The sequence below is a fragment of the Sandaracinobacteroides sayramensis genome (assembly GCF_022014495.1).
In the GTDB taxonomy this organism is placed as follows: domain Bacteria; phylum Pseudomonadota; class Alphaproteobacteria; order Sphingomonadales; family Sphingomonadaceae; genus Sandaracinobacteroides; species Sandaracinobacteroides sayramense.
In genome coordinates, this window is sequence record NZ_JAKLSQ010000001.1 from 65,209 (window position 1) to 82,465 (window position 17,257).

Consider the following 17,257-nt stretch of genomic DNA (forward strand, 5'->3'; position numbering starts at 1 on the left):
GTTTCGACAAAATCCGGCTGTCGTCAACCGGCACGCCGAAATGGAAAGCGCATGAGGTTGATCGCCCGGTTCAATGCCAGACCCAAAAGGATCGCCAGCGCCACGATCACCACGACCGGAATCTGAGGCCAAAGGACGAGACCGGCATAGATTACCACGCCATGCGACAGATAGATTTGATAGCCCGCCGCCGAAATTTGCGTGATCAGATTGTGGAGCGGCGCCGGAACCGGCAGCCGCGGAAAGGCCAGCAGCAAGGCCGCCGCCGCGATGAGCCACAGCGTTCGCATTTCCCCGACGATTGGGCTGAATTCGCCCCATATCGCAAACATGGGAACCACCCCCATCGTCAGCAGCGCCAGGCCGGCGACGATGGCCGCCGTGATCCATTTCTGCCGCCCGGTGCGGGCGAACCAGATCAGCCAGCCGATGGCGAACAGCGGCAGCGCGGCATGGGCGGTGCGATGATCGAAGCCGCCGACCCGGTCGATGGTGACCATGGCGCCGAACTTCAACAGGAAGGCGCCGGCCGCGAACCACAGCCCCAGACGGAAGGGATCGGAGCCCGCCTGCCGCCGCACCGCCGGCACCAGGAACAGCAACAGGACGATCAGGTAGAGCTGGAACAAGGCTTCGATGAACCAGAAGGGGGTCAGGAAGCCGCCGGGTGAGGGGAAATAATTGCCGATCAGAAGGAAACTCGCCCAATCCACCGGCTTGCGCGTCAGCGCATAGAGAATGAGGATGACGAGATAGGGCAGGACCACCCGCGCGAAGAAGTCGCGGACGATACCCACCCCGCCGCCGGCTATGAACCGGTCCGACTGGAATCGGGCCAGCGAGTAGCCCGCCAGCAGCATCAGCACGTCGGAACCGCCGCCCACGGGGAAATCGCTGGCGTGGTTCACGATCACCGCCAACAGCGCAAGGGCCCGCAGCACCATCTCGCTGTCGATCCGGGGAAAGAGGCCGCGCCCTTTGCCCGGCCGGGCCAGCGCTTCCAGACGCGAGACCGGCAACTGCTCCCACCCCGCCGGCAGATCGCCGCCGAGCGCCTCTTCCAGCGCCAGCGAGAGCTGGACATAGCTGAGGCTGTCTCCGCCAAGGCCGACGAAGCTGCTGTCCGCCTCCACCGCGCGGCCCTGGAAGGTGCGGCGGAAGGCGGCGCGCACCGCGCTTTCGCCGACCGTTGCCGGCTCCTGCGCCGCATCGGCCTGCCGCGCCTCGGCTTCGGCCAGGATTCGGCGGTAATCGGTCTTGCCGCTGGGAAGGCGCGGCAGTTCCGGCCAGTCGGATATGTCGAACAGGCTTTCCGGCAGGCTGAAGCTGCCGGCCAGGTCCGCCGCCAGTCCCGCCGGCGCTTTCGGGGTAACGGCGACGGCCAGCAGGGAATCGGAGCCGGTCACGGCCGCCGAAAGCCCGCGCCGGCCAAGCTCGCGCTCCACCTCGTCCAGCGACACGCGCAGGCCGAAGGGCTTGGCGATGCGGCTGGTGCGGCCGGTGATCCGATAAAGGCCATCGGCGCGCCGGACCGCGAGGTCGCCGGTCGCCAGCGCCTCGATTTCCGCGCCATCGGCGAGATCGCCGCGCGCCAGCGCATAGCCCATCATCACATTGGGGCCGCGATAGACCAGCTCGCCTTCCGTTTCCGGCGTCTCCACCGGATGGCCGCCTTCGCCCTTCAGCTCCAGCCGTCCGCCGGGAATGGCGATGCCGATGCAGTCCGGCGCATCCGCCAGCCGTTCCGGCGGCATATAGGCGATGCGCGCCGTCGCCTCCGTCTGCCCATACATCACGAAGAAACGCACGGAGCGTTCCCGCGCCCACTTCTCCACCCGCGCGGCGGTTTCCGCCGGCAGGCGCCCGCCGGCCTGCGTCAATGTCGTCAGATGCGGATGTTCCCGCCCCCAGAATCCGGTCCGATCGAGAAGCTCGTAGGAATAGGGCACCCCGGCAAGGGAGGTGCCCGCCTCGCGCTCGAAGAAGTCCCACAATTCCGCTTCCAGCAGGGAGCGGCCGGTGAGCAACAGGGTGCCGCCCACCGCCAGATGCGAATTCAGCACCGAGAGGCCGTAGGAATAATGGATGGGCAAGGTGGTGAGGGCGCGCGTGCCCGGCCCTGTCCCCAGATATTCGGCGATCGACGCGGCATTGGCGTCAACCGCCGCCGCCGAAAGCCGGACGAGTTTCGTCGCCCCGGTGGTGCCCGAGGTGGAGAGCAGCAGCGCGAGATCGGGGTGCAGTCCGCCTTCCGGGCCGGATAGCTCCAGCGACCATTCGCCCTCCCTCACGCGGAACAGCGCGTCGGGGCGGAACTGTTCCAGCAGCCGGGGCGTCGCCTCGGCGGTCAGGATGACGACATGCCCCCCCGCCAGCGCCGCCAGATAGGCGATGACCGGCTCCAGACTGTTGGCGGCTTCCACCAGCAGCAGCCGGCGTTCCGGCCCCAGGCGCTCGGCGAACGCCTCCACCCGCCCGGCCAGACCGTCGTAGGAAAGCCGCTCCCCGGATTCGGTGACGATGGCCGGCCGCTCGCCGAACTGGCGCAACCGGCTTGCGAAAGTGCTGCCTTTCGGATGCACCGCGGCGTCCACCATCAATCCCCTCGTTCGCCCGGGCTCCGCTTTGCCGCCGCTACCACCAGCGCGAGGGCGCGGCGGCAAAGCCGGCGCGCCGCTCCAATGCGAAGGCCGCGTCCAGCACGCCCATCTCGTCCAGCGGGCGGCCGATCAGTTGCAGGCCGAGCGGCAGCCCGTCCGAGGTGAGGCCGGCCGGGATCGACATGGCGGGAAGCCCCGCGAGGCTCGCCGGCACGGTGAAGACGTCGTTCAGATACATGGCGATCGGATCGGCGGTCTTGGCGCCGAGGCCGAAGGCGCCGGTGGGCGCGGTCGGAGTGAGCAGCAGGTCGCAGGCTTCGAAGGCTTGCGCGAAATCCCGCGAGATCAGCGCCCGGACCTTCTGCGCCTTCAGATAATAAGCGTCATAATAGCCGGCGGACAGCACATAGGTGCCGATCATGATCCGCCGCTTCACTTCCGCGCCAAAGCCTTCGGCGCGGGTCGCGGCATACATGTCGGCGAGGCTTCCGCCCTCCGGCGCGACGCGCAGGCCGTAGCGGACCCCATCGTAGCGGGCGAGGTTCGACGAAGCTTCCGCCGGGGCGACGATATAATAGGTGGGCAACGCTTCGCGCGTGTGCGGCAGCGAGACTTCGACGATCTCGGCGCCGGCCTCCTTCGCCCAGTCCACGCCCTTGCGCCACAGCGCTTCCAGGTCCGCGTCCATGCCGTCCACCCGATATTCCTTCGGGATGCCGATGCGCTTGCCCCTCAGGTCTCCGCCAAGGCCGCCGGCATAGTGCGGAACGGGCGCATTCAGCGAAGTGGAGTCCTTCGGGTCGTAGCCCGACATGGCTTCCAGCACGAGGGCGCAGTCGGTCACGTCGCGCGCGAGCACGCCGGGCTGGTCCAGCGAGGAGGCAAAGGCGATCACCCCCCAGCGCGAGCAGCGGCCATAGGTGGGCTTGATCCCGGCGATGCCGGTGAAGGCCGCCGGCTGGCGGATGGAGCCGCCGGTGTCGGTGCCGGTCGCCGCCGCGCAGAGCCGCGCCGCCACCGCCGCCGAGGAACCGCCCGACGAGCCGCCGGGCACCAGCGGCTGCTCGGAGCCGTTCGCGCGCCAGGGCGAGATCACCGGGCCATAGGCGCTGGTTTCGTTGGAGCTGCCCATGGCGAACTCGTCGAGGTTCAGCTTGCCCAGCATCGCCGCCCCCGCCCCGAACAGCTTTTCGGTGACGGTGCTTTCGTAGGTGGGCTTGAAGCCCTTCAGGATCTTCGACGAAGCGGTGGTTTCCACGCCCTTCGTGCAGAAAAGATCCTTGATGCCCAGCGGAATGCCCGCCAGCAGCCCGGCCTCGCCGGCGGCCAGAGCCCTGTCGGCGGCATCGGCCTGGGAAAGGGCGATTTCCGGCGTTTCCACCAGCCAGGCGTTCAGCACGCGGGCGGCCTCGACCGCCTCTATATGCTCTTGCACCAGTTCGCGCGCGGAGAATTGCTTTGCGGCAAGGCCGGCCTTCATCTGCGCCAGCGTGAGATCGGTGAGGGCCGCCACTATTCGATCACCTTCGGAACCGCGAAGAAGCCGTGGGCCGACTGCGGCGCATTCGCCAGCACGTCCTGCTGGATGTCGCCATCGGTCACTTCGTCCTTGCGCCATTCGCGTGTCAGGGGAATGACGGCGGTCATCGGCTCGACCGTGCCGGTGTCCACGGCCTGCAACTGGTCGATCCAGCCGAGGATATTGTTCAGTTCCCGCGTCAGCGGCTCGACTTCTGCGGCGGCGAGCTGCAAGCGCGCCAGCCCGGCCACCCGGGCGACCATGGATTCATCAACAGCCATGAGGCGCGCCTAGCAGCCGCCTATCGGCAGGGCAACATTGTGCGGCGCGACAATCCGGCGGCCTGGCGCGCCGTGGCGGCGCTACTCTTGCGCGGCGGCCATCCGGCCGAGCCCGATCGCCAGCCGTTCCGGCTCCTGCGCGCCCACCACCAGCCCGCGCTCGGCCAGGATCATCGCAGGCACGCCGGTGATTCCCATTTCCGCCCAGCGGGCCTCCAGCGCCCGAACGGGGCCGGCGAACCGGCCGTCGGCCAGCACGGCCGCCGCTTCGGCGCGGTTCAGCCCCACGGCGTCCACGGCGTCCAGCAGCACCGCCTCGTCGCCAATATTCTGCCCTTGCGTGAAATAGGCTTCGAACAGCTTCAGTTGCAGATCGGTCTGCCGGCCGCTCTCCCGCGCCCAGTGCAGAAGCTGGTGCGCGGCGAAGCTGTTCCAGATCCGGTCGGAGCGGCTGGCGAAATCGATCCCCAGCGGCTCGGCGATCCGCTGCATCTGCTGCCGCGTCGCCGCCATCTGCTCCGGCGTGGCGCCATATTTGCGGGCGATATGCTCGGCCACATCCTCGCCCTCAGGCGGCATGTCGGGGTTCAGCTCGAACGGGTGCCAGCGGATGTCGCCTTCCAGATCGGCGATTTCCAGGGCGCGCTGCAACTGCCGGTAGCCGATGAAGCACCAGGGGCAGACCACGTCGGAAACGATGTCCACCCTGATCGTCCGCCGCGCCATCCCGCTCTCCCATAGATTGAGGCCCATAGATTGAGGCCGGGCCATAATCGCGCTAGGGGCGCGCCATGTCCACATCCGCCGCCGCCCGCGCCGGGGAAAACCCTGAGCGCCGGACCTTTGCCATCATCTCCCACCCGGACGCCGGGAAAACCACGCTGACCGAGCGGCTGCTGCTGGCCGGCGGCGCCATCCACGCCGCCGGCGAGGTGAAGGCGCGCGGCGCGGCGCGGCGGGCGCGTTCCGACTGGATGAAGATCGAGCAGCAGCGCGGCATCTCCGTCACCTCGTCGGTGATGACCTTCGAGCGCGACGGGCTGACCTTCAACCTGCTCGACACCCCGGGCCACGAGGATTTCTCGGAAGACACCTATCGCACGCTGACCGCCGTCGATTCGGCGGTGATGGTGATCGACGCCGCCAAGGGCATCGAGGCGCAGACGCTGAAGCTGTTCGAGGTGTGCCGGCTGCGCTCGGTTCCGATCATCACCTTCATCAACAAGGTGGACCGCGAGGGCAAATCCCCCTTCGACCTGCTGGACGAGATCGCCGACAAGCTGGCGCTCGACGTCTGCCCGATGAGCTGGCCCGTCGGCATGGGCGGCGAGTTCGAGGGGCTTTGGGACATCGAGCGCCGGCAGCTTCAGCGCCCCGACGGCGAGGTGGTGAAGGGGGAACTGAAGGAACTGGTTTCCGCCCCCATTTACGCGCGCGTGTCCGAGGAACTGGAACTGGCCGAAATGGGCTATCCGGCGTTCGACGCCGAGGCCTATCGCCATGGCGACCTGACGCCCATCTACTTCGGCTCGGCGCTGCGCGAGATCGGGGTGGAGCCGCTGATCGAAGCGCTGGCCCGCTTCGCCCCCGGCCCGCGCCCGCAGCCGGCGGAGCCCGCGGCCGTCGACCCCACGGCCTCCACCGTCACCGGCTTCATCTTCAAGGTGCAGGCGAACATGAACCCGATGCACCGGGACCGGGTGGCCTTCATGCGCCTGTGCTCCGGTCGGTTCCGGCGGGGGATGCGGTTGAACCAGGTGGGCACCGGCAAGCAGATCGCCGTGCACTCCCCGGTGCTGTTCTTCGCCCGCGAGCGGGAAACGGCGGACGAAGCCTTCCCCGGCGACATCATCGGCATCCCCAACCATGGCACGCTTAGGGTAGGCGACACGCTGACGGACGGCCCGCCCGTCACCATCACCGGCCTGCCCAATTTCGCGCCGGAAATCCTGCGCCGCGTGGTGCTGAAGGACCCGACCAAGACCAAGCAGCTGAAAAAGGCGCTGGACGACATGGCCGAGGAGGGCGTCATCCAGGTGTTCCACCCGCAGATCGGCGCGCAGACGGTGGTGGGCGTGGTGGGGCAGCTTCAGCTGGAAGTGCTGATCTCGCGGCTGGAAGCCGAATATAAGGTGGAGGCGGTGCTGGAAGCCTCGCCTTACGACACCGCCCGCTGGGTGGCGTCGGACGATGCGGCGGCGATCCGCAAGATCACCGAAGAGCATCGCAGCCAGATGGCCGCCGACCGCGACGGGCATCCGGTGTTCATGGCGAAGGATCTGTGGGACCTGAACTATATCCAGGGCCGGCATCCGGCGGTGCGCTTTTCCGCGACTCGCGAACGCACTTGAGCGGCGCGGCGCGGGCGCTACTGTTCCGCGCATGCGCACGCTTTTCCTGGCCCTCGCCCTTTCGCTTTCCGCCCCTGTTCTCGCCCAGGCGCCGCTCGAGGCGGCGCTGCCGGAAATCCGCAAGGGCTTTCAGGACTGGATGCTGGACAACCGCGTTCCCGGCCTCGCCTTCGGCATCGTGAAGGACGGAAAGCTGCTGCATGTCGAGGGGATCGGCGTGCAGGATCTGGAGACGCGGCGACCCGTCACCGCCGACAGTGCTTTCCGCATCGCCTCCATGTCCAAGGCCTTCACCGCCTATGGCATTCTTTCGCTGGCGGCCGAGGGCAAGTTGCGGCTGGATGATCCGGCGGCAAAACATGTGCCGGAAATGGCCGGCTGGGCGAGCGGCATCACGGTCGGCGACCTGCTGCACCACACCGCCGGCTTCGTGACCGACGACCCCTGGGGGGATAGGCAGCAGGTGCTGACCGAAGCCGAATTCACCGCGAAGCTGAAGGCCGGCGTGCCGTTCAGCACCGCGCCCGGCACGGCCTATGAATATTCGAACTTCGGCTATGCGGCGCTGGGGCGGATCATCGGCAATGTCTCGGGCAAATCCTATCAGCAGCGGATCGGCGAAACCGTCTTCACGCCGCTGGGGATGGGCGCCACCAGCTACGACGTGTTCCGCGTGCCGCGCGAACGGCTGGCGGTGGGCTATCGCTTCGAGAACGGCCGCTGGACGCCCGAGCCCATGATGCGGGACGGAGCCTTCGGCGCCATGGGCGGTGTCGTCACCACCGCCGGCGATTATGCGAAGTGGGTGGCGCATCTGCTGTCCGGCTGGCCCGTTCCAGCCAAGGCCGGCGCCGATGGCGAAGTGCTGAGGGCCATGCGCATGGGCGGCGGCTTCACCCATTCCCGCCAACGCCCCGGCAAGGATGCCGCCGACTGCCGCTTGCAGATGATCTACGCGGGCGGTCTGGTGGCCGGGCAGGACTGCCTTCTGGGCGGGGTGATGTTCCACTCCGGCGGCTACCCCGGCTATGGCAGCCACATGCTGCTGTTCCCGGACGCAGGGGTGGGAATCTTTGCTTTTTCCAACCGCACCTATGCCGCGCCTTTGCCGCCCGTGTGGGATGCGGCCGGCGCCCTGCAGCGCGCCGGCCTGCTGACGGCAAGGCCGGTGCCCGTCAGCCCGGCGCTGGAAGCTGGCTATGCGGCCGCGAAAAAGGCGTGGGAGGCCGGCCGTATCGACGTGCAGCCCGAGTATCTCGCCATGAACATGCTGCTGGACAGTTCGGCGGAGAATTGGGCGGCGGAGTTCAAACGGCTGAAGGGCGAAACCGGCAAATGCGACACATCGGCGCCGATCGCCGCCAGCAACGCGCTTTCCGGCCGTTTCCAGTGGCGCTGCGAAAGCGGCCGGATGAACGGCCAGCTCCTGCTGGCGCCCACGGGTAGCGTGCAGATTCAGGCGCTCAGGCTGTCGCAGGCGGGCCGATAAGCGCGCGAAGCAAGGTGAGGGCCCGTTAAAGCGCCAGCGCCGCCCCGGCCGTCTGCACGCGCCGCTCCGCATCCGCCGACGCGCGGGTCGCGGCTGTAGCGAGGTTTTCCACCGTCTGACGATCAGGGTCTTCCGAGTCCAGACTGTCGACCATGCGCAGCAGGGGGGTCATCCGCGCCTCGATCTCGCCGAAGGGCGCCCGCGCCAGATCGAAGCGCGAAAGCGCCATCTGCGCATCGCTCCAGGGCTCGCTGCCGCGTGGCTTACCTTTGGCGTTCGCCAACGCCTTGTCGAGCGCTGCCTTGTTGCGGGCGACCTCGGCCTGCGCATCGGCGAGCGCTTTCCCTTCCCGCGCGAGATCGGCCTTCAGGCTCTGCTGCTGTTCGGGCGGCAGCCGCATGTCCGTGCCGGCGCCCGGTTCCTCGATCACCCGCGGAATTTCACCAGGGCGCGGCTGTAAAGAAGGGAAACTGCCCCGCGGGCCGCAAGCGACGAGCGCCAGGGTGGACAATATCAGGAGCAGCGTCGGAACGGGGCGATTCATGAAAACTCCCTAGCGCCGGGCAATGGGTGCTTGCAATGTGCCGATCATTGCTCTAGTCGCCGCCTTCCCAAGCGCCCGTAGCTCAGCTGGATAGAGCACCAGACTACGAATCTGGGGGTCGGACGTTCGAATCGTTCCGGGCGCGCCATTCTCCCTAAATGGGCAACAAATTAAACAGCAAGGAATGCCGTTCGGCTTTCGCGCTGCGCAATAAGCCAATTCTGGACTTTGGAGCTATCCATCTTCAGCCAGCATTGGCCCGCAGGCAGCGCTCATGTTTGCCCTGCGCGGAGGTGAATAGAGGAGGCTCAAAAATCGAAGCCCCTGAGCGGGCAAGAAGCTGAGCCTATCTATAGGTAAGATCAGGTTGCTTCAGCCGGCACTGGAACAAACCATGTAGGGCCTTTGGTGTCTAGAGTTCAGTTGTGGGCTTTTGCGGCAGGCGCCTTCGGCTCCGTTTCATTGGCCGCCGCCGTAACCAGCGGCTTGGACCAGGCCTGGAATACATCGGCAAACTGCTTTTGCGCGTCAGCCGCCGGGAAAAGCTGTCCGACCTGGGACTGCCATTCCTGGACCGCCTCTCGCGTGGCGGCAAGCGATGCTTGGCGGTTCTGCTCTACGTCCTGGAAAAGGGTCGAGAAACCGGCGAAGTTGGAAAAGGCCGTCGGTTTCTGCTCCACGCCCTGCTCCGGCTGCGAAGAAAGGCCCCGGGCCGCGATCTCCGCCTGACGCTGCATCGCCGCCTGGGAGATTTCCGCGAACTTCAGGAAAAGGCTCTGATTGGCGGTCGCCAGAGCCGCAAATTGCTCGAAGGGATTGGTCATGCCTCAAACCTTTCAGATAAGCCGTTTACCGGAGTTCGGACCCTGACCATGCACCGACCGCGATCGATGGCCTGCCCACCTGCCATCCGCGCCGTTCCAAACATTTCGCACAGGCTTTCCATATCCTGAGCGAATCCGGATACAAATTTATGCGCAATTTATATACAAACTTGAGGGCTTAATTATTGCGATAGATCAAAAATACTCCGAACCGGATCGGGCCGTGCGGCTTCGCCTTGGGCAGGACAGACGCATGGCGGCCGAATGCCGGGCCGAAAGCACCCCGACGATCCGATCACCCAAGGGCGGCAGGCCGTCCGCGAACGCGAACGGCGCGACTTCATCACCTTCCCCGCCAGCCCTGCCGCCTAGGTTGAGAACCCATAGAAGTAATGGATATTTTCCGTCATCCCGGGCTTGATCCGGGATCCAGCTTTCTGGCCGGCGTGGACAAGAAGCGGGATCCCGGATCAAGCCCGGGATGACGAAGAGGAACCGGGTGACGAAGGGGAATAGGAGTCCTCAACCTGATAGCTGACCGGGACGGTCATCCGCGTGGACGGCGGGCAGCCTGTCTTCGGATGAAAAGCCAAAGGCGCCGCCGTCCGCAATGGACGACGGCGCCTCCGCGCTTGGTGGGCGAACTCAGACCCGGGTGCTGGCGGCGTTCCGGCGGCGCACGGCGGCGCCCACCATTCCGAAGCCGGCGATCAGCATGGCCCAGGTGGCCGGTTCCGGCACGCCGCCCGGAAGCTTGCTGCCGGCGTCCACCACCTGCAGCAGCACGCGGTTGGCGCCATAGTCATAAACGATGTCGTAGAGGAAACCGTTCAGGAAGCCGCTGGTGTTGACGCTGGCGAACACGCCGCTCAACTGGCCGACGGAATCCAGGAGGACGAAGCTGTCCCCGCTGCTGATGGCGCAGCTGAGAATGCAGCTGATGTCGAGAATGCCGCCGAGCGTCGCGCTGCCGGTGATGTTGAGCAGGTCCGCCGCCGTGCTGGAGGCGAGCTGCGCCGCGAACACGCCGCTGTCCGTCTGCACATAATTGCCCGTCAGGCCGAGCGTGCCCGTGGCGCCCAGGTCGCCGGGGTTCACCGTGCCGTTGTTCGTCAGCGTTCCCGACACCGAGAAGGTGCCGGTGCCGGCCAGCGTGCCGCCGTTGGTGAAGTTCGTCGGCAGGGCGATGGTGCCGCTCAGCACGTTGATCACGCCCTCGTTGGCGAAGCCGATGTTGCTGGCGAAGGTCGTGGTGCCGGCGCCGCCCGTCTTCTCGATCAGCCCTTTGTTGACGAAGCTGGAAGCCGCGCCGCCATTGTTCAGCGCCGACGAGTCGGTGGTGACGGCGATGCGGCCGTTGTTCACGAACTGGGTGCCATTGCCCAGATAGATATGGCCGCCCTGCCAGTCGAAGCTGCCGTTGTTGGTGAAGTTCGCGCCCATCAGCAGCTTGTTGGTGCTGCCGAGCGCGCGCAGCGTCGAGACTTCGGACACTTCCCAGCTTCCGGTGAAAGTGCCGGCGCGGAATTCGGCCGCGCCGTTCAGCACCGCGTCGGACCCGGTGAAGGTGCCGCTGGTGAAGTTGACGTTGCTCGACTGGAAGGCGCCGTTAAAGGCCGCGTTGCTGGCGATGTTGATTTCGCCCGCCCCCAGCAGCGAGCCGCCGTTGAACACGGCATTGCCGCCGGCGAAGATGAGGTTGCCCTCAGCGTTGATCGCCCCGCCCTGGTTCACGAAGGCGTTGGTGACCGTGACGCTGGCGCCGCTGTTGACGTTGAATTGCCCGTTGTTCGTGAAGACGGAGGCGGCACCGCCGTTGTTGTAAAGCCCGTTGGAGGTCGACGCCGCGAAGACTCCGTTGTTCACGAACTGCGTGCCATTGCCCAGATAGATATGGCCGCCCTGCCAGTCGAAGCTGCCGTTGTTGGTGAAGTTCGCGCCCATCAGCAGCTTGTTGGTGCTGGAAACAGCCGTCAGCTTCGAGGGGGCCGCGATTTCCCAGCCGCCGGCGAAAGTGCCGGCATGGAACTGGGCATCGCCATTCAGAACCGCGTCGGCGCCGGTGAAGGTGCCGCTGGTGAAACGCAGGTTGCTGGAGGAGAAACCGCCGTTGAACGCGGCGCTGCTGGCAATGTTGGTGACCCCGGTGCCCGTGAAGGCGGTGCCGTCGTTGAACACGGCATTGCCGCCATTGAAGCCCAGCGTGCCGTCCACATCCAGCGTGCCGCCGTTGTTCACGAAACGGTTGCCGACGGCGACATTGGCGCCGGCCTCGACGCGAACCTTGCCGGCCGCACCGTTGGTGAAGGTGGAGGCGGCCCCGCCATTGTTGTAGATCCCGGCACTGCTGGACGCCCGGACCGTGCCGTTGTTGACGAATTCCGTGCCGTTGCCGAGGTAGATGTGGCCACCTTCCCAGTCGAAATTGCCGTTGTTGGTGAAATTCGCGCCCATCAGCAGCTTGTTGGTGCTGGTCCGCGCAGCAAGCGTGGAGCCGGAAGCGATCTGCCAGGTGCCGGCGAAGGTGCCGGCGCGGAATTCGGCGGAGCCGTTCAGAACAGCGTTGTCGCCGGTGAAGGCGCCACTGGTGAAAACAAGGTTGGAGGAGGAGAAACCGCCATTGAACGCGGAATTGCTCGCGATGTGGACGGCGCCTGCACCCGAAAAGGACGAGCCGGCATTGAAGCTGTTGTTGCCGCCGGTAAAGGCGATGGTGCCGGACAGCGCTTCGATCGAGCCGCTGTTGACGAAGGCGGCCGGGTTGATCGTGGTGGTGCCGATGCCGCCACTCTTGCGGAAGATTCCGCTGTTGTTGAAGGTCGAGAGGGCACCGCCGTTATTGTAGATGCCATTGTCCGAAAGCGCGTTCCAAAGGCCCTGGTTGCGGATTTGGGCGCCGTTGCCCAGATAGAGGTGACCGCCGTTCCAGTTCACCGTGCCGGATTCGTTGGTCATCTCGACACCCATCCAGAGCTTGTTGCTCGAGGTGTTGAGTTCCAGCACGTCGCCCAGTCCGAGCGGCTCGGGCGCGGTGACGCCCGGCGCATAGTTCCCACTGTTGAAAACGAACGTCGCCGCTTCCGCCTGAGTTGAAATCGCAAGAAGGCTCGCCCCCGCGGCCGCCAGAATCCGTGTGCGCATGTTCCAATACCCCCATGTTGAGCCAGGCGGCCGACGGGCAGCCCTGTTCACCAGCTACAGCGAGAGGATGGGCCAGATCGGCTCAGCATTATTTTCGGGGCGCGCATTTTTTTCCGGCGGCGCCAGCCCCGTGTCAAGCGAGGCGCATCGATCCGGTCTCGATGAACCGCTGGTGCCAGGACAGCGCTTCCGACAGCAGCGAAGGCGCGTGCCGGCCATAGGAGGAAAGGCTGGCGCGGGCGTAATAATCCTCCAGCATCGGCCGGTAGTCAGGGTGCGCGCATTTCCCGATGATCAGCGCCGCGCGCTGCTTCGGGGCGAGGCCGCGCAGGTCGGCGAGGCCCTGCTCGGTCACCAGCACCTGCACGTCCTGGGTGATATGGTCTACATGGCTCACCTGCGGCACGATGGCGGAAATGGCGCCGCCCTTGGCGGTCGAGGGGGTCATGAAGATCGAGACATAGGCGTTGCGGGCGAAATCGCCGGAACCGCCGATACCGTTCTGGATCCGCGAGCCCATGACATGGGTGGAATTGACGTTCCCATAGATGTCCGCCTCGATCAGGCCGTTCATGGCGATGCAGCCCAGCCGGCGGATCAGCTCGGGGTGGTTGCTGATCTCCTGCGGGCGCAGCACCATCCGGTCGCGGTAGCGCGCCATGTCGGCGTTGATCCGCTCCGACGCCTCGGGCGACAGCGAGAAGGCCGTCGCCGACGCCATGCGCAGCTTGCCGGAATCGATCAGGTCCAGCATCCCGTCCTGCAGCACTTCGGTGTAGGCGGTCAGATTCTCGAACTGGCTGCCCACCAGTCCGGTCAGCACCGCATTCGCCACATTGCCGACGCCCGACTGGAGCGGCAGCAGGTTGGCTGGCATCCGCCCCACCCGCACTTCGTGCGCGAAGAAGTCCATCAGATGGCCGGCGATGGCGAAGGCCACTTCGTCGGGCGGCGCGAAGGGCAGGTTGCGGTCCGGCCGGTCGGTCTCGACGATGGCCACGATCTTGTCGAGATCGCAGCGGAACAGCGGCTCGCCGATGCGGTCGTCGGGGCGGACGAGGGGGATCGGCACGCGGTTCGGCGGAAGCTGGGTGCCGTAATAGATGTCGTGCATCCCCTCCAGCGCGGGGTTCTGCCAGCTGTTCACTTCCAGGATGATCTGCTTCGCTCGATCCAGCCAGGTCTTGTTGTTGCCGACCGAGGAGGAAGGGATCAGGCCACCGTCGGCGGTGATACCCGTCACCTCAACGACGGCAGTGTCGAGCGGGCCCAGGAAGCCCTGCCAGGCCATCGGCGCGACCTGGCTCAGGTGCATGTCGAAATAGTTCATCTCGCCGCGGTTGATCTTTTCCCGGGCGATGGGGTCGCTGTTGTAGGGCAGGCGGAACTCGATGCCGTTGGCCTTCGCCAGCGCGCCGTCCAGTTCGGGGCCGGTGGAGGCGCCGGTCCAGACGCTGACCCGGAACGGATTGCCGGCTTCATGCTGCGCAACAATATGTGCAGCAAGGGCGAGGGGAACGGCCTTGGGATAGCCGGATCCGGTGAAGCCGCTCATCCCCACGGTCGTTCCGTCCTGGATGAGGGCGGCGGCGTCCTCGGCGCCCATCACCCGCGATTTCAAGGCGGGCATGGCAATTCGGCTGGTGGTCACGATGAAAAAGCCCCTCACTGCTACACTGGGTTGCGGAAATCGGCTGCCGAATCCGCATAACGCGGGGCGTTTAGAGACTGGAGCGCCCGAAGGGCAAGGGGGACTGCCGCTTGTTCCGGGCAGTTCATACCCCCGCGGGACAGCTGCCATTTGACTCCGGGGGCCGCCCGGCCAATTCTGCACCGCTAGCGAGGGCAAGGATGAGTCGAACCGATCCCCATCATGCCGATCTGGTGCTTGGCGTGGTCCGCTCGCCCAGCGAGGCCGCGGTTTCCTCCGTTGCCGCTTCCTGGTGCCGCTCCGCCCTGCGCCATGGCCTGGACCCGGAGGGGGCCGCACGCCGCCAGCGGGTGGAGGCGTCGGACCTTGCCGACCGGCAGGAGCGGCACGCGGCGCTGCTGGCCGTCGCCGGGCCGGTGCTGGACCAGATGTTCCGGTCGGTCGGGCGTTCCGGCTGTGGCGTGATCCTGAGCGATGCGCATGGAATCGTGCTCGAACGCAGGGTGGGCGACGCGGACGCCTTGCAGTTCACCGAAGTGGGGCTGGTGGAAGGCGGGCGCTGGGGCGAGGCCGAGGAAGGCACCAACGGCATCGGCACCTGCCTGGTGGAAGGCCGCCCCATGGTCATCTACCGCGATCAGCATTTTGCCAGCCGGAACATAGGGATAAGCTGCATGGACGCGCCCGTGCACGACCCGCGCGGGCGGCTGGTGGCGGCGCTCGACGTCTCCAGTTGCCGCGACGACCATGGGCCGGCCATGGCGGAAATGATCGGCGCCCTGGTGCGCGACGCGGCGCGGCGGATCGAGCGGGACTATTTTTGCCGCCACTATGAAGGTCACCGGATCCACTTCCTGGCCGACGACGCGACTACCGGCACCGCCTTGCTGGCGGTCGATCGCGACGGGCTGGTGGTGGGCGCCAGCCGCGCCGCCCTGCTGAGGCTGGGGTTCGACCCGGCCGCCGTCTGGGAGCCGCGCCCGCTGGACCAGCTTCTGGGCGGCGACACCGCGCCCTCGTTCGAGGACGGCGAACGCGCCGTGCTGCGGCAGGCGCTGGCGCGCACCGGCGGCAACGCCAGCGAAGCCGCGCGCCTGCTGGGGATCGGCCGCGCGACACTTTACCGGCGGCTTTCCCGCGCCGGCGTGAAGGGCTGAATCGGCGGCCGCGGAACTGTCTCGGCTTTGAGACAGAAGCCGCGCGTGGAATTTCCAGCCGCCTTCCGTGAGGGCGATCCGCGCACCTAATCTCGAATCAAGGCGCCGCATGCGACGGCGTTCGCAAGACCAGGAGGAGGAAAATATGACCACGCTCGCGCAAGAGCGCCCCGGTGCCGCGCTGAAGGCTCCGTTCGCCCCCCGCTACGACAATTTCATCGGCGGCCAGTGGGTGCCGCCAAAGGCGGGCCGCTATTTCGAAAACACCTCCCCGGTGACCGGCCAGGTGGTGGGCGAGATCGCCCGCTCCGACGCGGACGATGTGGAAGCCGCGCTCGATGCTGCGCACAAGGCGAAGGAGGCCTGGGGCCGCACATCGGTCGCGGAGCGGGCTCTGATCCTGAACCGAATCGCCGACCGGATGGAAGCCAATCTCGAAAAGCTCGCCACCGCCGAGACATGGGACAATGGCAAGCCGATCCGCGAGACGATGGCCGCCGACCTGCCGCTCGCCATCGACCATTTCCGCTATTTCGCCGGCGCCATCCGCGCGCAGGAAGGCGGGATCAGCGAGATCGACCATGACACCGTCGCCTACCATTTCCACGAGCCGCTGGGCGTGGTGGGGCAGATCATCCCCTGGAATTTCCCGCTGCTGATGGCGGTGTGGAAGCTGGCGCCGGCGCTGGCGGCCGGCAACTGCATCGTGCTGAAGCCGGCCGAGCAGACGCCCGCCTCCATCATGGTGTGGATCGAGCTTGTGGGCGACCTGCTGCCGCCGGGCGTGCTCAACATCGTCAACGGCTTCGGGCTGGAGGCCGGCAAGCCGCTGGCTTCGAACCCGCGCATCGCCAAGATCGCCTTCACCGGCGAGACGACGACCGGCCGCCTCATCATGCAATATGCCAGCCAGAATTTGATCCCGGTGACGCTGGAACTGGGCGGCAAGAGCCCGAACATCTTCTTCGAGGATGTGGCGCGCGAGGACGATGATTATCTCGACAAGGCGATCGAGGGCTTCGCGATGTTCGCTCTGAACCAGGGCGAAGTCTGCACCTGTCCCAGCCGGGCGCTGATCCACGAGAAGATCTACGACCGCTTCATGGAAAAGGCGCTGAAGCGCGTGGCGGCCATCGTGCAAGGCAGCCCGCTGGACCCGAAGACGATGATCGGCGCGCAGGCCTCGTCGGAGCAACGGGAGAAGATCCTCTCCTACTTCGACATCGGCCGGCAGGAAGGCGCGGAAGTGCTGATCGGCGGCAAGGCGGCCGAACTGGGCGGCGAACTGGCCGGCGGCTATTATGTGCAGCCGACGGTGTTCAAGGGCCATAACAAGATGCGGATCTTCCAGGAGGAGATCTTCGGCCCGGTCGTTTCCGTCACCACCTTCAAGGACGAGGCGCAGGCGCTGGAGATCGCCAACGACACGCTCTACGGCCTCGGCGCCGGCGTCTGGAGCCGCGAGGCGAACATCTGCTACCGCTTCGGCCGCGCCATCCAGGCGGGCCGGGTGTGGACCAACTGCTACCACGCCTATCCCGCCCACGCGGCGTTCGGCGGCTACAAGCAATCGGGCATCGGCCGGGAAAACCACCGGATGATGCTCGACCATTATCAGCAGACCAAGAACATGCTGGTCAGCTACAGCCCGAAGAAGCTCGGCTTCTTCTGAACCCTCTCCTCCCCGGCGTCCCGCCGGT

The 17,257-nt window shown here is 66.4% G+C and carries 11 protein-coding genes, 1 tRNA gene and 1 pseudogene; 5 read left to right on the forward strand and 8 right to left on the reverse strand.

Features of this window, described 5'->3' with window-relative positions:
* Positions 1-23: 23 nt before the first annotated feature.
* From L6Q21_RS00240 to L6Q21_RS00255, 4 genes are all read right to left on the reverse strand, one after another.
* Positions 24-2,597, reverse strand: a complete 2,574-nt coding sequence (locus tag L6Q21_RS00240) for an AMP-binding protein (protein ID WP_237828347.1) — start codon at positions 2,595-2,597, stop codon at positions 24-26.
* A gap of 37 nt (positions 2,598-2,634) precedes the next feature.
* On the reverse strand, positions 2,635-4,113 hold the full coding sequence (gene gatA / locus L6Q21_RS00245; RefSeq protein ID WP_237828349.1) for an Asp-tRNA(Asn)/Glu-tRNA(Gln) amidotransferase subunit GatA: 1,479 nt from the start codon (positions 4,111-4,113) through the stop codon (positions 2,635-2,637).
* Positions 4,113-4,400, reverse strand: a complete 288-nt coding sequence (gene gatC / locus L6Q21_RS00250; RefSeq protein WP_237828351.1) for an Asp-tRNA(Asn)/Glu-tRNA(Gln) amidotransferase subunit GatC — start codon at positions 4,398-4,400, stop codon at positions 4,113-4,115. The genes gatA and gatC overlap by 1 nt, the downstream gene beginning before the upstream one ends.
* Positions 4,401-4,481: 81 nt before the next feature.
* The gene (locus tag L6Q21_RS00255; protein ID WP_237828353.1) at positions 4,482-5,126 is read right to left on the reverse strand and encodes a DsbA family oxidoreductase; all 645 of its coding nucleotides are present in this window, start codon (positions 5,124-5,126) and stop codon (positions 4,482-4,484) included.
* A gap of 65 nt (positions 5,127-5,191) precedes the next feature.
* On the opposite strand from L6Q21_RS00255, the gene L6Q21_RS00260 reads away from it, so the two are divergent.
* The gene (locus L6Q21_RS00260; RefSeq protein WP_237828355.1) at positions 5,192-6,751 is read left to right on the forward strand and encodes a peptide chain release factor 3; all 1,560 of its coding nucleotides are present in this window, start codon (positions 5,192-5,194) and stop codon (positions 6,749-6,751) included.
* Positions 6,752-6,782: 31 nt separating this feature from the next.
* A complete protein-coding gene (locus L6Q21_RS00265; RefSeq protein ID WP_237828356.1) occupies positions 6,783-8,240 on the forward strand; it encodes a serine hydrolase domain-containing protein in 1,458 nt (485 codons plus the stop codon).
* 25 nt (positions 8,241-8,265) lie between these two features.
* Here L6Q21_RS00265 and L6Q21_RS00270 read toward each other — a convergent pair whose 3' ends face one another.
* Entirely contained in the window at positions 8,266-8,670 is a 405-nt protein-coding gene (locus L6Q21_RS00270) for a hypothetical protein (RefSeq protein ID WP_237828358.1), read from the reverse strand.
* 185 nt (positions 8,671-8,855) lie between these two features.
* Here L6Q21_RS00270 and L6Q21_RS00275 point away from each other — a divergent pair.
* Positions 8,856-8,932 (forward strand) — tRNA-Arg (locus L6Q21_RS00275).
* Positions 8,933-9,203: 271 nt separating this feature from the next.
* Here L6Q21_RS00275 and L6Q21_RS00280 read toward each other — a convergent pair.
* The 3 genes and pseudogenes from L6Q21_RS00280 to L6Q21_RS00290 form a co-directional block, all read right to left on the reverse strand.
* Positions 9,204-9,608, reverse strand: coding sequence for a hypothetical protein (locus tag L6Q21_RS00280; RefSeq protein ID WP_237828359.1), 405 nt, complete (start codon positions 9,606-9,608; stop codon positions 9,204-9,206).
* A gap of 645 nt (positions 9,609-10,253) precedes the next feature.
* Positions 10,254-10,355, reverse strand: a pseudogene (locus L6Q21_RS18195) (PEPxxWA-CTERM sorting domain-containing protein); the annotation flags it as partial.
* 2,527 nt (positions 10,356-12,882) lie between these two features.
* The gene (locus L6Q21_RS00290) at positions 12,883-14,400 is read right to left on the reverse strand and encodes an acetyl-CoA hydrolase/transferase family protein (protein ID WP_237828362.1); all 1,518 of its coding nucleotides are present in this window, start codon (positions 14,398-14,400) and stop codon (positions 12,883-12,885) included.
* 200 nt (positions 14,401-14,600) lie between these two features.
* Between L6Q21_RS00290 and L6Q21_RS00295 the strand changes: the two genes are divergently transcribed.
* Positions 14,601-15,557: a GAF domain-containing protein gene (locus L6Q21_RS00295; protein ID WP_237828364.1), complete on the forward strand. Its 957-nt coding sequence runs from the start codon at positions 14,601-14,603 to the stop codon at positions 15,555-15,557.
* Between the two features lie 145 nt (positions 15,558-15,702).
* Positions 15,703-17,229 carry an aldehyde dehydrogenase gene (gene adh / locus L6Q21_RS00300; protein ID WP_237828365.1) on the forward strand — a complete coding sequence of 509 codons (1,527 nt, stop codon included), beginning with the start codon at positions 15,703-15,705 and terminating at the stop codon, positions 17,227-17,229.
* The last annotated feature ends 28 nt before the right edge of the window (positions 17,230-17,257 follow it).